12 protein-coding genes are annotated in these 16,178 nt (G+C 72.5%); 3 read left to right on the top strand and 9 right to left on the bottom strand.

Translation table 11 applies throughout. The features are described from left to right. Window positions 1-3: 3 nt before the first annotated feature. The 4 genes from CHC11_RS42340 to CHC11_RS01455 all read right to left on the bottom strand — a co-directional run bounded on the left by CHC11_RS42340 (window position 4) and on the right by CHC11_RS01455 (window position 3,673). Entirely contained in the window at window positions 4-528 is a 525-nt protein-coding gene (locus CHC11_RS42340) for an Asp23/Gls24 family envelope stress response protein (RefSeq protein WP_245918651.1), read from the bottom strand. Further along, a complete protein-coding gene (locus tag CHC11_RS01465) occupies window positions 525-1,010 on the bottom strand; it encodes an Asp23/Gls24 family envelope stress response protein (protein WP_425427268.1) in 486 nt (161 codons plus the stop codon). The genes CHC11_RS42340 and CHC11_RS01465 overlap by 4 nt, the downstream gene beginning before the upstream one ends. Window positions 1,011-1,130: 120 nt before the next feature. Further along, entirely contained in the window at window positions 1,131-2,306 is a 1,176-nt protein-coding gene (locus tag CHC11_RS01460; protein ID WP_089309722.1) for an FxsB family cyclophane-forming radical SAM/SPASM peptide maturase, read from the bottom strand. Next, on the bottom strand, window positions 2,303-3,673 hold the full coding sequence (locus CHC11_RS01455; protein WP_179278630.1) for an HEXXH motif domain-containing protein: 1,371 nt from the start codon (window positions 3,671-3,673) through the stop codon (window positions 2,303-2,305). Before CHC11_RS01455 ends, CHC11_RS01460 begins: the two co-directional genes overlap by 4 nt. 198 nt (window positions 3,674-3,871) lie before the next feature. On the opposite strand from CHC11_RS01455, the gene CHC11_RS01450 reads away from it, so the two are divergent. The 3 genes from CHC11_RS01450 to CHC11_RS01440 are packed head-to-tail and all read left to right on the top strand — an operon-like array spanning window position 3,872 to window position 8,303. Beyond that, a complete protein-coding gene (locus tag CHC11_RS01450; RefSeq protein ID WP_089309720.1) occupies window positions 3,872-4,831 on the top strand; it encodes a hypothetical protein in 960 nt (319 codons plus the stop codon). Next, window positions 4,828-5,835: a P-loop NTPase family protein gene (locus CHC11_RS01445; RefSeq protein WP_143226879.1), complete on the top strand. Its 1,008-nt coding sequence runs from the start codon at window positions 4,828-4,830 to the stop codon at window positions 5,833-5,835. The genes CHC11_RS01450 and CHC11_RS01445 overlap by 4 nt, the downstream gene beginning before the upstream one ends. Next, complete coding sequence (locus CHC11_RS01440) at window positions 5,832-8,303, top strand: ATP-binding protein (protein ID WP_143226878.1); 2,472 nt, start codon at window positions 5,832-5,834, stop codon at window positions 8,301-8,303. The genes CHC11_RS01445 and CHC11_RS01440 overlap by 4 nt, the downstream gene beginning before the upstream one ends. 111 nt (window positions 8,304-8,414) lie before the next feature. Here CHC11_RS01440 and CHC11_RS01435 read toward each other — a convergent pair whose 3' ends face one another. From CHC11_RS01435 to CHC11_RS01420, 5 genes are all read right to left on the bottom strand, one after another. After that, a complete protein-coding gene (locus tag CHC11_RS01435) occupies window positions 8,415-9,353 on the bottom strand; it encodes a hypothetical protein (RefSeq protein WP_089309717.1) in 939 nt (312 codons plus the stop codon). Window positions 9,354-9,382: 29 nt separating this feature from the next. Next, window positions 9,383-13,291 (bottom strand): FxSxx-COOH system tetratricopeptide repeat protein, encoded by a 3,909-nt coding sequence (gene fxsT / locus CHC11_RS01430; protein ID WP_089309716.1) that lies wholly within the window; start codon window positions 13,289-13,291, stop codon window positions 9,383-9,385. A 98-nt stretch (window positions 13,292-13,389) separates the two neighbouring features. Next, window positions 13,390-13,560: a hypothetical protein gene (locus CHC11_RS40990; RefSeq protein ID WP_179278629.1), complete on the bottom strand. Its 171-nt coding sequence runs from the start codon at window positions 13,558-13,560 to the stop codon at window positions 13,390-13,392. A gap of 204 nt (window positions 13,561-13,764) precedes the next feature. Continuing rightward, window positions 13,765-15,066 carry a cation:proton antiporter gene (locus tag CHC11_RS01425; protein ID WP_089309715.1) on the bottom strand — a complete coding sequence of 434 codons (1,302 nt, stop codon included), beginning with the start codon at window positions 15,064-15,066 and terminating at the stop codon, window positions 13,765-13,767. Window positions 15,067-15,434: 368 nt separating this feature from the next. Then, window positions 15,435-16,109 carry a GntR family transcriptional regulator gene (locus tag CHC11_RS01420; RefSeq protein WP_089309714.1) on the bottom strand — a complete coding sequence of 225 codons (675 nt, stop codon included), beginning with the start codon at window positions 16,107-16,109 and terminating at the stop codon, window positions 15,435-15,437. Window positions 16,110-16,178: the final 69 nt, after the last annotated feature.

The raw sequence follows: 16,178 nt of genomic DNA, 5'->3' as shown, positions 1-16,178 counted from the left end.
TGATCACCCTCTCGGCTCGGCGGGGCCCTCGCCGTCACCGGCCGCGTCCCCGATCACCACGTCCCCGATCATCACGTCCACCGTCCGCCGGCCGGCCAGCGGGCGCACCAGACGCCGCACCTGCTCGGCGATCTCGGCGAAGGGCCGGCCGTACCGGACGACCACCCCCACCTCGATCACCGCGTCGTGCACCACGACGCCCACGTAGGGGGGGCCGGCGCGGTAGGTCGCGATCCAGCCGCGCGGACCCGCCGTCAGTCCCAGCACGTCCGGGCACGTCAAGGCGATCTCGCCGACCCGCTCCGCCAGTTCGGCGAGCGGCTCCCGCCGGCCGGGCGCCGCGCTCGGCCGGGCGGCCGCCGTGCCGGTCCCTCCGGAGGGTGCCCCGCCCGGCAGGACCCCCGGCCGCGCTCCCCCGGCGAGGAACTCCGGCCCGGCCGGCCCCCTGCCGCGGGCCGGGTCCGGCCCGCCGGCCGGGGCGGGCCGGGGCTGGTGGGCCGCGCCCACCACGTCGGTCCAGGAGATCATCGAACTCGGGACTCCTCGGGCCGCGGCTCCGGCGGCTGCTCGTCGGCCACGTGCACGTCGTCCACGGTGATGTTCACCTCGACGACCTCCAGGCCGCACATGTGCTCGATCTCGTTGACCACGTTGGTGCGCACGGCGGCGGCCAGGTCCGGAATGGACAGCCCGTACTCCACGACGAGATCGATGTCGACGGCCGCCTGGCGCTCACCGACCTGTACGGCCACGCCCTGCGTGCTGTCGGCCGTCACGCCCGGCAGCCGCTCCCGAACCGTCCCGAGCGTCCGGGACATGCCCGCGCCCATCTCGTGCACGCCGCCGACCTGCCGTGCGGCCATCGTGGCGATCTTCGCCACGACGTCGTCGGCGATCCTGGTGCTGCCGCCGGACGTGACGAGTTCGCTCGACCCCCCGTCGGCGCCCCGCTTGCGCCTGGTCCCGACCGCGGCCTGCTCGGCTCCTCGCCTGTCGTCCTGACTCACGATGCCCCCCATGCCCTGCGTCGGCTGACGTGCGGATGATGCTCACGGGGCGTGACCTGAAACAGCCATACAGTCAAAAGGCGGGTCAATGTCGGACTAAATTAGAGGAACCGGAGACGCCCGTCAGGCCGCGCCGCCGCGCTCGGAGGGGCGGGCCGCGGCCGCCACGTCTTCGGCCACGCGGCCGCGCACGTGCTCGATGAGGCGGATCATGTCCGGGCAGTAGACCGTGGGGTTGTCGAAGCCCGTCCCGTGCCGGTAGCGGTGGACCTGGAGGCCCGCCCCGCACACGGCGACGAACCGGCAGGCCCGGCACCGCTCGCACAGGGCCGCCGCGCCGAGCTGGCGCTCGACGGCGGCCGGCAGGGCGCGCGCCGCGTCCAGGGAGTCGCGCAGGACGTTCAGGCCGGTGCCGGCGGACGCGGCGGTCATCGGTTTGAGCAGGTCGGAATGCTCGATCGCGCCGTCGGTCTCGATGACGGCGTACCGTACGGGGGCGAGCCCGAGGCCCTCACTGCCGACGACTCCGCCGAGCAGCAGGGTGAGCAGGTCGCTGAACGTCCGGACGTCCGCGGGCGGCTCCGCCGCGCCGTACCAGCGGTCGAAGATCTCGATGAGCCAGTCGGCGTACGGCGTGGCGGGCGACCCCTCGGCGCGTCCCGGGGGAGGCGCCGACCAGTTCCCGTGGGGGAGGAGGAAGTCCACGCGGGGCGGGCGGTGGCGCAGCAGCGCCTCGTAGGTCGCGACCGGGTCGTTGCGGAGGTCGATCGTGCAGAGGATGCCCGAGAACAGGTGCCGGTACGGGCCGGTGGACAAGGGGTGCAGCGCGGCCGACACCGAGGCGTGGCTTCCCCGGCCGTCCGGCAGACGGCGGTGCCTGTCCTGGGCGTCGGCGTCGCCGTCCATGCTCACACCGATCCGGACGCCGAGCCGGTCGAGCTGGGCGAGGCGGGCCCCGGTCAGGCGGGTGCCGTTCGTCTGCACGAAGAACGACGCGGACACGCCTTCGGCGCGCACGGACCGGACGACCCGCTCGATCAGGGGCGGCGCGGCCAGCAGCGGTTCGCCCCCGTGCAACACGACGTCGACCGAGGGAAGCGCGTGCGCGCGGACGTGGTCTCCGATGCGCCGGGCGGCGGCGTCCACCACCTCGGGCGGCATCGTGACCGGACGGTCGCGCCAGCTCTGGTCGCCCATCTCGTAGACGTAGCAGTAGTCGCAGGCCAGGTTGCAGCGGCTGTGGATCTTGAGGATGAACTCCCGGAAGGGCAGCGCCTCGCGGGCCGCGGGCGGGCTCATGCGACCGGGTCCGGCAGGTCGAGGACCGTCCGCAGGCACCGGGGCAGCGGCCCGTTGGCGGCGATCCAGTGCTCGCGGTGCGCGCGGAACCGCTCCGCAGCCAGCGCGGCGGCCGGCCCCGGGACCGGCTCGGCCACCCACCCGTCCAGCACGTGCCGCATCCCCTGGACGAACCGCTCGGTGAGCGCGGGCAGGCGGTCGTGCGAGCAGAGCTGGACCAGCCCGAGCCGCACCGCACCGCGCCAGTGCGCGTACTCCAGATGTGCCGCCAAGGCGTGCTCGCCCTGCTCCAGCCAGCGCTGCCGCCGCCAGAAACGCACGACGCCCATGAACGCGTAAGTGCCGTGCAACAGGCCGGCGAACGGCCTCGGGTCCGGGCGCCAGGGCGCGTAGTACCGGCGGCCGTCGTCCCCGGGCAGCAGCTTCACCGCGTCCATGACCGCCGCCAGCTTGCCGTGCTGGGCCTCATGCACGAGCGTGACCGCGAGCTGTGTCGGGTCGACGGGCAGGGAGAGCGCGACGCAGCCGTAGTGCTCCCGCGAGGTGGCGCTGCGGAACGAGCCGATGGAGGCCCGCAGGGGCGTGAGGGTGGACACCGTGCCGGAGAGCTCGCGCGCGCTGGCGCCGTGGTGGCGCGACAGCAGGTCCCAGCTCTCGCCGAGCGTCCGCTCCAGTTCGGCGACGGCGGCCTCGGAGAGGCGCTCGGCTCCGGCGGACGACGCGGCGGGGAAGCGGAACGGGTCCACATCGTCGAGAAGGAGCTCGATCTCGGTTCTCCCGGCGGACGGCGCGCGGAGGGTGCGCAGCCCCCGCCAGCCCGGCGCGTCCGGGGGCCCGTCGACGGGGACGGGTGAATTCGTGCGTCCGGCCGTGGCGACGACCTCCCGGCCGTCATGGACGATCCGCACCGTCTCGGCGCCTCCGGGCGCTGTGAGCACGCCCACCGAGGGCAGGGTCGCCACGCCGAGGGAGACGGGAACGGTGAACGTCCCCGCGCAGCGCCCGCGCACCGCCACGGCCGCGGCCATCCCCGCGAGCTGCGCGGGGCGCACGCCGGGCGGGTCGCCGGGCGAGGCGCCGCCCTGGAGGACGCGCAGTGCGTGCAGGCCCCACCCGCCGGTCGAGGGGTGCCTGATGACGGCCGCGGCGGCGTCGGGGACGCGCCGCCTCAGCTCCATCAGCTGCTCGAAGCCGTGCCGGGCCGCCCCGGCCTCCGGGTGGCCGGTCCGGCGGGCGGCGTCCACCACGGAGCGCAGCAACAGCAGGTTCCGGCTGTGCTGGATCGCTCCCAGCGATTCGATCGCACCGGACGTCGCCATTCCCGAGGCGAGCGAGTCGAAGTCGGCACCGGAAAAGGAGTGATTCATCAAAGTCATAAAGCCCGGCCTTCCGCCGAACGCCCCATCACCAGCATTTTAGTCCGCATCCCGTGATCGTTACACGTCGCCGCCTCCTCCCGTATGCACCCGTCACATGTCGGGAGCCGCTTGCCGTCGGGTAGCGAGTCCGTGACTCGTCCCCGGCGGACGGCGCCGGCGCGCTATTCTGACCGCGGAGGACGATCAATGAGTGTGCGCAGGCTGTTCTTCTGCACGGTCGGTCTGCTGCTCATCGGGTGCGTGAGCCGCCCCTTCGGCGCGGCCGCGGAATTGCCGTCCTCGTTATCGGACGCTTCGCCGCCCTTATCCGCGGCGTCCCCCGGCACGGGGGACCGGCGGGAGGCCGCCACCGTGTACTGCCTGTCCCGCCCCGGCCAGATGACCACGGCCCTCCTGGCGCTCGGACTCCCCGTCCCGGGGGCCGCGCCCGCACCGGCGCCCACCGGGGCACCGCCGGGGACTCCGGCCCCCACCGCGACGCCCGCCCCTTCCGGAGCGTCGCCGTGGCCGACTGCGGCCGCTCGCACACCCGGCCCCGCCGAACTGCAGGCCTGGGCCGTACATCATAGAAAGGACTTCGACCGCGCCTGCGACGCCCTGATAGGCGCCCAGACCGTTTCGCGCGAGAAGGAGAAGAAGGGATCATCGGGGTGGGTGTCCGCCGGAAAGGTTATCGGTCCGCTCCTGCTCGGCGCCCTGCTCACCCTCTTCACCACCGAATGGAGAGCGGCCGTGGACCGCGGACGGCGGGAGGGGCTCGAACTCCGCAGACTGGGCAGGGACTTCCTCACCGAGGCGAGCGACTACACCGAGAGGCGCAGGACGGCCGGGCAGCCGTCCGCCCAGGCCCTGCGCGACACCGCACGGAAACTGGCACTCCGACTGGAGGAGATCAAGGCTCGCCGCCCCTGGTGGCGCACTCTTTCCCCGGTGCTCGCGGCCCTCGCCCCGGACCGGCTGGACGCCGCCGTCGTCGCGGGGTGGAGCGACCTGAGTGACGAGGACAGAAAGGCCAGGCACGCGGCGGTCATGGACGTCGTTCACCGGATCGACGCCCAGGTCGGCAGCACAGCGCGCGCCCTGGAGCACCCATGGCGACCGCCGGTCCTCCGCTGGTTCACGTTCTGGCAGAAGGTCCCATCGTGACGGGCGACCCCAGGCCGGGCAACGGGCGCCTCTCGTCGAAGAATCCGCTCCGTCTGGTGCGTTACGTCGACAGGCCGCCCCTGGCCCTGGAGCCCCACCGCGTCGGCAAGCACGCGGATCACTATGTGAAGACGAGTTCGTTCACAGCGTGCTTCTCGGCCTTCAAAAGCGAGATGGACGATATCGAGACGATCCGCGACAGGGGCCATCTCGTTTTCGTGCACGGGGTGGAGGGCACCGGAAAGACGTCCCTGATCTGCAGGTGCGTCCATTTCCTCAAGGAGCTCGCCGGGCAGACCGACCTGCAGGTCGTCGACGCCAGGACGCTGAGCGGCCCGGTCGGGACACCGGAGCGGCGCATGCTGGGACTGGTCTTCAAAATATGCTCGCAGCTGATGGAGAGCGAGCACTTCTCGGGCTCGCCGTCCCGGCTGGAGCGCCTGCAGAGCGTGATCAAGGACGTCGACCGGCTCAAGGCGCGGGAGGGCCTCACCGCGGACCGGGTGAGAGACGAGGTCGCCACCATGCTCTGGGAGATCGGACTGGGCTCCGCCGACGAGGGACCGCTTGTCGTGGTCGTCCTCCCGCGCTCCGCGAGCCTGCTCGACGTGCGGTTCTACGCCGAGGTCGTCCAGCCCTGCATGCTGTTCTTCGCGGAGCTGGAGGACGAGGACACCGATCAGGAGCACCCTCCGTTCGACGGCAACATCTCCGTCATCCCGCTGCGTCCCCGCCCGCTGGCCGTCGAGGACGGCTGGGAATTCGTCCGGCGGCGCCTCTACTGGGAAACGGACCGCCGCGAATCGATGAATATTCAGGAAGACCATATCAAGGCCATTATGACGGCATATGACGGGCGCATGACGATAAGGCTGCTGGTGGACGGGCTGGCGGAGGTCTTCGAACAGATCATTAGGGCTGACAGTTCGCGCGATGTGGGTTACAGTGATCTGGCGTCCCAGTTCATCCTGGCCCCGCCGAGCGAAGAAACGGGCTCCTCATGACTGCTGATCATGAGCCGTCACCGGCGGCACGGCGCAATCCCTTCCCGCCCGGGGCGTCCGCGATGCTGGGCGAACTGCCGGGCGAGGTGGTCAGCCTCGACACCCCGGCGATCCTCACGGTGCGGCGGGTGGTCGACGACTACCTCGCGCGGAGCCTGATCCTCTGGCGGGACGTGCGCTCCCCGCAGGGCGCCGGTCGGCACGGCGGCGAGGCCGGCGCGGCCGACCCGCGGGAGCTGACCGACGACGAGGCGGTGCGCGCGTCCTCCACCGGCGCGAACGGCGAGGTCATCGCCGTCTCCGGGGAGGCGGGCACCGGCAAGACGCACCTGCTCAACACCCTGATCCACCGGTTACGCCATCCGCCGCCCGGCGCCGCCATCCCGCGCAAGATCATTTCCCTGTCGGCGCAGACCTCCGACTTCGGCACGCTGTTCCGGGCCTCCTTCATCACCAGGTTCCACCCCGACGAGCTCAAGGACGTCGCCCTCGGCTACTACGCCGACGTGGTCGCCGAGCGGCTCCGGACCGACTTCCCCCACCTGGCCGAACAGGCGGCGGCGCTGGAGAGGCGCGACCCCGGACTCGATCCCCGGACCCTCGCGCGGCAGGCCGGTCTGGCGGCCAGGGTGCCGAGGCAGCTCCAGGAGCGGCTCTGGCAGGTGACGGGGAACAAGCAGTTCGGCACCGCCTTCGCCCTGCTGGCCGACGTGCAGCTCGCCCTCGCGGTGATGGACTGGCTGGCGAGCGGCGCGCCGCCCGACGCCCGCCTCCAGGAGCAGGGCATCACCGGCGCCCTGTCGTCCAACGCCCAGATGCTGGACTGCATGGGCGCGCTCGCCAGCCTCTTCGGACGGCAGGGCCTGCACTTCGCACTCGTCGTCGACGACATGGAGAAGCTCCTCGGCCGCCCCGGCCCCCTCCTGCCGGACATGACGAACACGGCGGACACCCTGAAGTCGTTCCACAAGCTGCTGCGCACGTTCGTCGAGAGCGGTGGACTGCTCGTCCTCGGCGGCCTGCCCGAGTACCTCGACCAGCTCCCCGACGACGTCAAGTCCCGCATACGCACCCGCATCTCGCCGTCCCCCCTGGACGGCGGGCAGATCGCCGAGTACGTCCGGCTCCGCCAGGGCGGCGTCCTCGAACCGTTCGAGCAGTCGGCCTGCGACGCGATCCACCGGCTCACCGGCGGCAGTCCCCGCCAGGTCGTCAGGCTCTGCTACCGCAGCTTCCAGCTCACCGTGCCGCCCGCGCGGGTGGACGCGCCCGCCGTCCACACGGCGGCACGGCAGGAGAACCTCGGCTACGTGGTGCCGCTGGACGACCTCCTGTCGAACATCTCGGAGATCCTCAACGGCCGGGGCTGGGTGGCCGAGACGAGCTACCCCCTGCTGCCGGAGCGCGAGCGGCCCGACTTCTGGATCCCGATGCCCCCCGGGCAGGACCGCGCGGGCTGCGCGATCGTGGTGAGCGCGCCGCTGGTGCAGCTGGACGAGGCCGAGTCGCTGATCGGCCGCGTCCGCGCCATCCGCAGCAACAGCCCGAAGCGGCGCGTGGTCGTGGTGACGGGGTTCCTGAGCGAGGAGATCCGGCCCTCCCTGACCCAGGCGTGCGGAGCACCGCCGATCGTTTACCTCGCCGACCGGTTCCACGACGTCCTCACCGCCCACCTGGACGGCCTGAACCGGGAGATCATCGGCCACCGCGCCGGCCCCGCGGCCGCCGGCAGCGACATCGCGATGATGCACGACTCGATGGAGCGGATCAGGCGGCAGGTGACCGCCTCGCACGACCACCTGCTCAACCTCCAGAGCCAGGTCGAGCAGATCCGCCAGCAGGCCGACCGGCAGCTCCAGGCGATCAGGAGGGATCTGGCGCACCCGCCCGCGGGTTCCGCCGGAGCCGCCGCCGAGCCGGAGCGGCCCGGACGGGGCCTGCCGGACGCCGTGGCCCGTCCCTTCGCCCTCGCGCGCGAATCCCTCGCCGCGATCGACGACGTCGACGCCTACATCGGGCGTTCCTTCGACCTGTCCCGGGACGACGCGGCCACCGCCGGCGCCATGCTCAGCTACCGGCTGCGCCGCTACGAGATCTTCGAGGCGATCGGCGTGAGCATGGTGCTGCGGCGGCTCGTGACCTCGTTCGAGGAGTCGGTCGCCGGCTGGCTGGCCGGCGTGCGGTCCCGGCCGGGCCCCACCGCCGAGGACCGGGCCCGGCTGGACCGGCTCTGCGAGGCGTTCGAAGCCAGCTACGACGCCGTCCCGCTGTCGGCGCTGAGCCAGCTCGGCACCCTGTCCGACGACGCGGTCCCCGGCCTGAGCGGCTCGGTCGCCCAGGTCGCGATCGTGGACAGCCTTGACGGGCTGAGCGGACGCGTCAGGCGCAACGCACTCAGCGCCGCCGAGGACGCGGTCAGCGGTTCCGATCCGCCGTCCGGCGCCGTGCCGGGCCCCTCGCCCGTCTGAGAGACGTCCCGCCGTCGACGCCCGTCCGCTCCCGCGAGAGACCGCTCCCCCTCAATCTCCGCCCCCCGACTCGCGGACTCCCGCTCTCCCGCTCTCCCGCTTGCCCGGTGCTCACGGCGCGGAACGGCCGCCGGTGTACTCGTCGATGATCGTTTCCAGGCGCCGGTCGGCGTCCCACACGTTCTTCTGCTCCAGGGTGACACCGAAGAGCCCTGTGTCGTCCGGCAGGCACCGGTAGTACAGCGCCCCCTGCTCGACGTCCATGACGAGCCGGGACAGCCGCCCCCGCAGAACGGGTCTGAGCTGGTACGACAGAGACCGCACGAGTTGCCGGGAAAGGAGGAGGATCTCCTCGTAGCGCTTCCTGTGCTCGGCGACCGACACCCTGCGGAAGAACTTTCCGAGGCTGTCGTCGGCGAGGACGTCGGTGCTGAAGAGGTGCTCGCCGCCCCGGTGACCCGAGACGTAGTGCAGGTCGAGCGGAGTGACCTGCCGCCGGCTGAGCTCCACCAGGCGGGCGTCGGCGCCCGGGGCCTCGAACAGGACGGGCGCCGGGTCGGGGACGTCCGGAAGCGCCGGGACGAAGGTGCTGTAGCCGCCGAGGTTCTCGGGACCCAGCGAGTAGAGCTCGCGCACCCGGTCGGAGATCTGCGCCATCTGCCGGTCGCCGGTCTCGACCGCCGTGCCCTCCCGCGCGACGCCGAACTGGGTCTCCGCCGGACGGAGCGAGATGTAGTAGACGCCGCCCGCGGAGCAGGACAGGACCAGGCGGATGAGCCGTCCGCTGTCCAGCGACGCCGTCCACGAGTCGATCTTGGCGAACGTCGGGCCCAGCCTGCCGCCGATCTGGGCGTACAGCTTCCGGTCCTGCGGTGACAGATCCGCATCCTCCACCGCGAACCGGAACATGCCGTCGATGAAGTTCGCGGTGTGCAGCAGCCCGGCGGCCCCCTCGAAGACCTTCCGCACCGTGTTCTCCAGCAGCAGCGTTCCGGGGTCTGGGGCGATGTGGCCCGCGCGCCGCGTGGTGGTCCTCGGGGTCTCGCTCACTCGGTCTCCTCTCCAGGGTCCGGCCGGTGTCAGATCTGCGGTGCGTCCCACTGGAACGCGCGGCGCTCGGTGCCCGGCGACTCGTTCCGCAGCCGCGCCCGGGTGTGGGCGAGGTTCCCGCGCACGGCGAGGGCCCACGGATGCCCGTCGTCGGGATAGCAGGACGCGAGACGCTCCTCGGCCTGCTCGTCGAGGTCCAGGGCCTCGTCGAAGCGGCCGAGGGCCATCAGGGCGTTGGCCTGGTCGACCAGCGCCCCCACCACGTACGGATGGTCGTCGTCCAGCCTTTCGCGCAGCAGGTCCAGTGCGGTGGCGCTCTGCTCCTCGGCGAAGTCGGCGTCGCCGAGGGCGAGGGCGTAGGCCGACAGGTTGCAGCGGGCGAGCTGGACGAACGGATGCCCCTCGTCGTACAGGCCGAGGTAGCCCATGACGGCCCGGCCCGCCTCGTCGCGCGCGGCCCCGTACGCGCCGCAGGCGTGCTCGGCCGCGGCGACGGCCAGCCGGCAGGCGAGCGTCTCGTAGCTCTCACCGGGATGGAAGTCCAGGTGGATCTTCAGCAGCCTGCGCAGCTCGTCCCGGTCGGCGCCGCGCGCCTCGGGGTCGCCGGGCCGGTGCCGGCGGGTGATGCGCTGCTGGCGCTGGGCGCACAGCAGATGGAGGTTGGCGGCGTCGTCCCGGTAGAGCTCGCGGAGGATGACGACCGAGTGGGTCAGCTCCCGCGCCGAGTCGTCGTACCGGCCGAGGCGGCGCAGGAGTGCCCCGATCCTGTAGGCGGAGATCGCGAGCGCCTGCTGGTCGCCGGGTTCCGCCCGCAGCTGCCGCCGCCGGGTGAGCCGTTCGATCGCCAGCGCCTCCCGGACGGAGGCGTCCTGCCCCTCCAGGGTCAGCGACAGCGTGAGGTTCATGGCCGCGGTCCGGGTCAGCTCGTGGTCGTCGCCCAACTCGCGGCGCAGCCCGATCAGCGTCGCGCGGTCGCGGACGAGCGCGGCGGTGAAGTCGCCGGCCTGGCGCAGGTCGGCGGCGTACCCCCGCGCGCTCATCAGCGTCCGGGTGTCGGAGTAACCGAGGCGCATCTGCCGGTTGAGCGTGTCCTCGGAGATGGCCGCCGCCTCCTCGAAACGGCCGAGCGCCCTCAGGAGGTTGGCGCGTTGCACCTCGACGCGCAGCAGCAGCGGGTCATCGGCGTCCAGGCGTTCGCGCCAGTCGGCCGACAGCCGTTCGGCGACGTCGAGGCCGAGCCTGCGGTCGTGCACGTCCCCGGCCAGGTACAGGTGGCGCACGTGGCAGGCCAGCCAGCGGCGGACGGGCCGCTCCCCGCTCGCGAGCGCCTCGCTGACGAACAGGTGCCGCCGCAGCTCGGCGAACGTCGCGGCGTGGTAGGGCTTGTCGACCTCGGCGTCGGCCGGCGCGAACGCGGCGAGGACGCGGTGCACCTCGGCGGTCACCCGGTCCCTCTCGCCGTCCCGCAGCGAATCCCGGACGATCTTCTGGACCATCCGGTGGACGCGCAGTTCCCCGCCGAGCGCGTAGTCCACCTCGGCCAGGCCGTACCGGGTCAGCCGGACGAGCAGGGCCTCCAGCCGCACGGAGTCCTCGGCGAGGTCGGACCAGTGCGCCTCCAGCGCGGCGAGCATGGCGGGGGAGAACAGCAGCCTGCGGCCCACGCCGTCCGGCGAGAGGAAGGCCGCCATCCGCATCAGGTGCACGGCGGCCTCGCCCGAGTCGATCTGGCGCAGTGCGTCGAGGGTCAGCCCGAGGACGATCCGGGCGGTCAGCAGGTCCGCCTCTTCCCGGCGGGCCGCGTCGTCCCGCGGAGCCGCGGGAGCCGGCCGCGCGACCTCGGCGGCCTCGGCGGCCTCGGTGAACAGGCTGGTGAACGTCTCGACGGCGTCCTCGACCGCCTCCATCTCGCGGGAGGCCCCCGCGGACGCGGCCGTCCCGGCGCCGGCCCCCAGGGGACGCGCGGCGCCGCGCTGCCTCCAGTCGGCGTGGCGTTCCACCCACGCGGCGGCCAGCGCCACGTTCAGCGGGAGGTCGCGCATGTGGGCCGCGAGCCGGTCGATGTGCTCGTCGGAGAGCGCGGGGACCCTCCTGCGGAACAGCTCCCGGCTCTCGGCCCTGGTGAACGGCCCCGCCCTGGTGGTCTTCTCGACCCGGCGGACCAGCGTTCCGGTCCTGAGGGTCTCGACGTCTCCGCCCGTGATGATGACGTGGTGCCCGCGGGTGGTCTCGGGCACGAGGTCGGCCAGGTCCTCGGCCCGCTCGACGTTGTCGTAGATCAGCAGCCAGGTTCCGGCGCGGTTGACCTCCTCCCTGACGAACTGCGCGACGGGGTCGCCCGCGCCGGACGCGGGCCCGCGGCGGCCGCCGCGGGCTTCGACCGCCTCGTGCATGGCGGTGAGGCCGGCCCGCACGCTCCCGGACGACGCCGCGGTGATCCACCAGATCGCGTCGTAGTCGCCCGAGAACCGGAGGGCGTACTCCAGGGCGAGCCTGCTCTTTCCGGTGCCCGCCGCGCCGTTGATCATGTAGATGCCGTCGCGGTCCGAGCCGAGCAGCGCGTCGCGCATCCGCTCGATCTCCTCGCCCCGCTCGACGAAGGCGCCCGCGGACGGGGGCAGGCGGCGATGCCCGGGCGTCCGGCCGGGGAACCGGGGCTCGCCCCGGACCTCGGCGGGCGCGGGCGGCGTCCGCGCGGGCATCAGCCGCTGGAACAGTTCCTCGCGGGCGGCCGCCTCGCCCAGGGCGAACAGGTCGATCCGCGCGGACGGCGGGACGCCCCGGGCCGGGTCCTCGGGGGACAGCCGGAGGTACCAGTGACCGCCGGACACCGGCGTCCTGGACGGGCCGGCCCCGGCCGCCTCGGGGCCGACGACGATGACGACGTCGTCGTCGCGGACCGGGCCCTCCCCGGCGGGGCGCAGGTGCGCCGAGCGGAACTGGACGCCGAGCCAGTCGGCCCAGGCGCGCTGGGCCGGCTCGTAGACCACGCGGTAGTGGCGCGTCCGCATCACGTCGTCCGCGCCGATGCGCACCCGGTACGCCTCCACCGCCTCGGCCGTGGCCCGCGGCGGGTCGAACCGCTCCTCGCCGAGGATCGTGCGGAGCACGTCCCGGTAGGCGGTGAGGAGCGCGGAGCCCGCCCGGTCCCCGGCGAACACGGCGAGCCTCTCGGCGACGGCGGCGTGGGCGACCTTGGGAACCGCCATCCGCGGCCAGTAGGCGTTCCGCGCCGAGGGCGGCGTCGTGCCGGGGAAGAGCCATGCGAACGCCACGCCCGCCTCGCCGCGCACGCTGAGGGACGACGCGTCCTCCACCTGCATGAGCAGCGGGAGGAGCCGGGGGACCACGGTGGCCTTCAGTTCGCGGGCGAGCGCCTCTCCGGCCGCGATGCCGCCGGAGTCGGCCCTGACCCCGATGACCACGGTGTCGGCGAGCCTCGCCAGGGCCTCCGCCGGGAGGCCGGCGGCGTCGACGAGCACGTGGTCGTAGGAGGTGCGGCGCAGTCCGTCGCGAAGGGCGGCGGCGAAACCGTGGAGAGCGGGGGTCTCCAGTTCGGTCCAGTGGCCACGGGTGCCGTCGGAGCCCCGCGCCGGAAGGAAGTCGACCCGCCCGGCGATCGGCGGGCCGGGCGGTTCCCGGTGCCGCAGGACGGGCAGCAGGTCGAGCCCCTGGGGATCGCCCCGGTCGCCGGAGCCGAACCCGCGGGCGAGGTCGAGGAGCCCGGCATCACCGGGGCCGTCGCCGGCGAACCTCCTCGCGTGGTCCTCCAGGGCGGGCGACGCCAGGTCGCCGTCGACCAGGAGCACGGCGCGGCCGGCGAGCGCGAGCATCCAGGCGAGGTTCGCGAGGGCCGTGGTGCAGCCCGCGCCGCGCTCCGGCGCGGTGAGGGCGATGACGTTCGGCGGGCCGCTGCGCGGCGGAACGTGGGGGACCAACGCGGCTCCTTCGGGACCTCGCGTCCGGCGGCGGGCCGTCGCCCGCGCCGCGGACGCCGCTCACAACTGAGACATTCGCGACCGTTCGCACAACCCTTTCATATTCGCGCATTGAACGTGAGATACAAGGCCGATTCCTGCAGGTTCTCGCAATAGATGCGGTTGACGGCTCTGCGGAGGGCCTCGCTCGGCAGCGCGTCCATTTGGTCGAGATCGAAGTCGGTCACGTCGATGATGGTGGTCGGGAGTTCCTCACTTGCATCGTCCATCGCTCACTCTATTCGGCTGGTACGGCAGTTCTTTGGGGTTGACCGAATTCGGCCGCAGTGCCGAGGTCACTTCCGTCATCCCGCATGGGCACGGTCGAGGTTAGCCTCATCCCGCAATGACGACTATGTCCCATGGCGCGTTTTCCGTGTTCCGGCCGGCAACGAATCGGGGGGCATGCCCGCGCCGCGCCCCGTCAGGCGGGATCACGTTTCCGAGTCGGCGCCGGAAGCGGAGGCACACGCGTCGACCTCGGAGGCCGGCTCGGGATCCGGCGGGCCGGACAGCGCACCGAGCGGAAACGGGCTCCCGGGCCGGTCGGGTTCTTCGAGCGGGGGATGCGGCGGATCGCCGGCGAACCGGTTCAGCACTCCGTTGGAGGCGTAGTGCAGGACGTTCACGACCAGGATCGCCGGCGCGACGATCCCGACGGTGCCGCGGAAGTCGGGCTCCAGCGCCAGCGCCAGAATGATCGCGGTGATCCCGTTCTGCTGGCCGAGGGCCAGGTGGACGCGGTCGCGACGGCTCAGCCCGTGTTTCAGCACGGGCACCACGAGCAGCGAGATGAGCGCCTGGGCGCCGAACGCCGCCACCCCCAGCACCAGCGCGGGAAGCAGGTCGACGCCGTCCACCAGCAGCAGGCCGAGCGCGAAGGAGGCGACCAGGAAGGCGGTCGCCACGGCGCGGTCGATCACCTTCGCGTACGTCCGGACCCTGAAGAAGAGACCGGTCAGCGCCACGGCGAGCATCAGCATCCACTGGGCCGCGACGAGGAAGACGCCCACCAGCACCGCCAGCGAGAGCAGCTCTGCGAACCGCCCGCCCGTACCCGCGCCCCGCTCCGCGAGGGGTCTCCCGACCCGTGCCGGCACGACCTCCGGGCCCGGGGTCCGCAGGTGCCGCAACGCGACGAAGACCAGATAGGCCGCGGCCACCAGCGTGAGGTTCAACCCCAGATCGGACAGGTAGGCGCCGAGCCCGTCCCCCGACGGGCCGGCCTGCGGCGCCCCCTCCCGGCCCGAAAGCCGGAAGGCGAGAATCGAGAAGTAGAGGGAGAGCAGTACCGTCACGGGGTCGTCGAACGAGGCCCAGGCGAACAGGAGCGCCTTCGCCCGCGACGACATCCGGCTGCTCGCCCGCATCGCGGCCACCGACAGGGGATCGATCTGCGCGACGGCGATACCGAGAACGAGGTAGCGGGCGTCCTGGAACACCAGCAGCATCACGCCGGCGATCAGGGCCGCCTTGATGACCACGCCCAGCGTGACGGCCACCAGGACGCCCCGGGCGTCCCGCCTGAGCGCCCCGAGATCGATCTCGTGCGTGCTCCCGTACAGGCCGATCGCCAGCAGGAACCCCGCGAGTAAGGAGTACCGGGCCGAGCCCGCGAGATCACCCGGATGGACGAGCGCGCCCACGCCGAGCCCGGCCATCGTGGCGATCAGCGCCCCGACGACGATGAGGGGAACGATCCGCGACAGCCGTCTCCACGATTCGCGCGAACTCAAAAGGCGTTCTCCGTTCCATGGGCCGACCGCGCCCTTCAGGGCATGCCGGCGTCCGGATCGACGGACCCCCTCACCCGAGAACATCCTAAAAAATGATCACCGGTCGCCGAAAGCCCAATACGCTATCCGCCTACTTACCGACTGTCCGAATCCGGTATCCCGTCGAAACCGGAAAGCCGGGGAAGGAGCACCGGAAGCCCGCGGAGGAGCGGGGCGCGGACGTCCGCGACGGGGGTCGACTGGAACGTCGCAAAATTCGCCCATGGCCTGAAGGCCGACAGTTCCTCCGCACATCCATCCCGCCGGGTGGGACCTACGGTGGGAGCCTGCGCGCTATGCCGAGCCCTTTGCGCCCATCGGGACCGCCGTCACTCGTTGGCGTCCGCCTTGGCTGACGCCTCGTCCAGGTGGATGTGGATGTGCTCGTCCACGGCCGTCCCCAGGCGGACCGGGTCGCCGGCGGCGAGTGCGTCGATGAGGGCCGAGTGCTGTTCCGCGACGGTATGGCGGTCGGTGTGGCCGGACGCGTCGCGGCGGAAGTACGCGCGGACGCGCGGCTGGATGGTGCGCCAGAGCTGCATGCAGTGGGTCTGGCCGGAGCGCTCGATGACCAGCTCGTGGAACCGGAGGTCGGCGTCGGCCATCCGGTCGGCGTCGCCCGCCTCGGCGGCCTCCCGCATCTCGGCGACGAGACTCCGGAGGGCGGAGAAGTCCGACTCGTCCAGCAAGGGCATGGCGATCTGGAAGGCGAAGCGCTCGATGACGATGCGGATGGGGACCAGGACCTGCTCTATCTCCTCCTGGGAGATGTCCGCCACCAGCGTGCCCCGGTAGGCGTAGCTGACGACCAGCCCCTCCTGCTCGAGCTGGCGGAGCGCCTCGCGGATGGGGCCGCGGCTGGTGCCCAGTTGGGCCGACAGGTCCAGCTCGACCAGCCGGTCGCCCGGACGCAGCTCACCTTTGATGATCGCCTCCCGGAGCGCATCGGCGACCCGCTGCCTGCGGGAGTCCTGGGAGACGCGGGGGAGCGTGGGGCCGGCCATGAGGTCGGGGTCCTCTCTCTGGTCGTCGTCGGGAGCTCAGTGTCTCACAATCGACTGTTGATTGGTAAT

Source organism: Actinomadura mexicana, assembly GCF_900188105.1.
Taxonomy (GTDB): Bacteria; Actinomycetota; Actinomycetes; order Streptosporangiales; family Streptosporangiaceae; genus Spirillospora; species Spirillospora mexicana.
The sequence above is the reverse complement of the archived record's forward strand: the minus strand, read 5'-3'. Positions and strand labels throughout refer to the sequence as shown.

What these genes read in the sequence shown, in the direction of transcription:
- CHC11_RS01460 (WP_089309722.1), bottom strand. Translation starts at nt 2,306, where the DNA reads ATGAGCCCGCCCGCGGCCCGCGAGGCGCTGCCCTTCCGGGAGTTCATC.
- CHC11_RS01440 (WP_143226878.1), top strand. Translation starts at nt 5,832, where the DNA reads ATGACTGCTGATCATGAGCCGTCACCGGCGGCACGGCGCAATCCCTTC.
- CHC11_RS01455 (WP_179278630.1), bottom strand. Translation starts at nt 3,673, where the DNA reads ATGAATCACTCCTTTTCCGGTGCCGACTTCGACTCGCTCGCCTCGGGA.
- CHC11_RS42340 (WP_245918651.1), bottom strand. Translation starts at nt 528, where the DNA reads ATGATCTCCTGGACCGACGTGGTGGGCGCGGCCCACCAGCCCCGGCCC.
- CHC11_RS01420 (WP_089309714.1), bottom strand. Translation starts at nt 16,109, where the DNA reads ATGGCCGGCCCCACGCTCCCCCGCGTCTCCCAGGACTCCCGCAGGCAG.
- CHC11_RS40990 (WP_179278629.1), bottom strand. Translation starts at nt 13,560, where the DNA reads ATGGACGATGCAAGTGAGGAACTCCCGACCACCATCATCGACGTGACC.
- CHC11_RS01450 (WP_089309720.1), top strand. Translation starts at nt 3,872, where the DNA reads ATGAGTGTGCGCAGGCTGTTCTTCTGCACGGTCGGTCTGCTGCTCATC.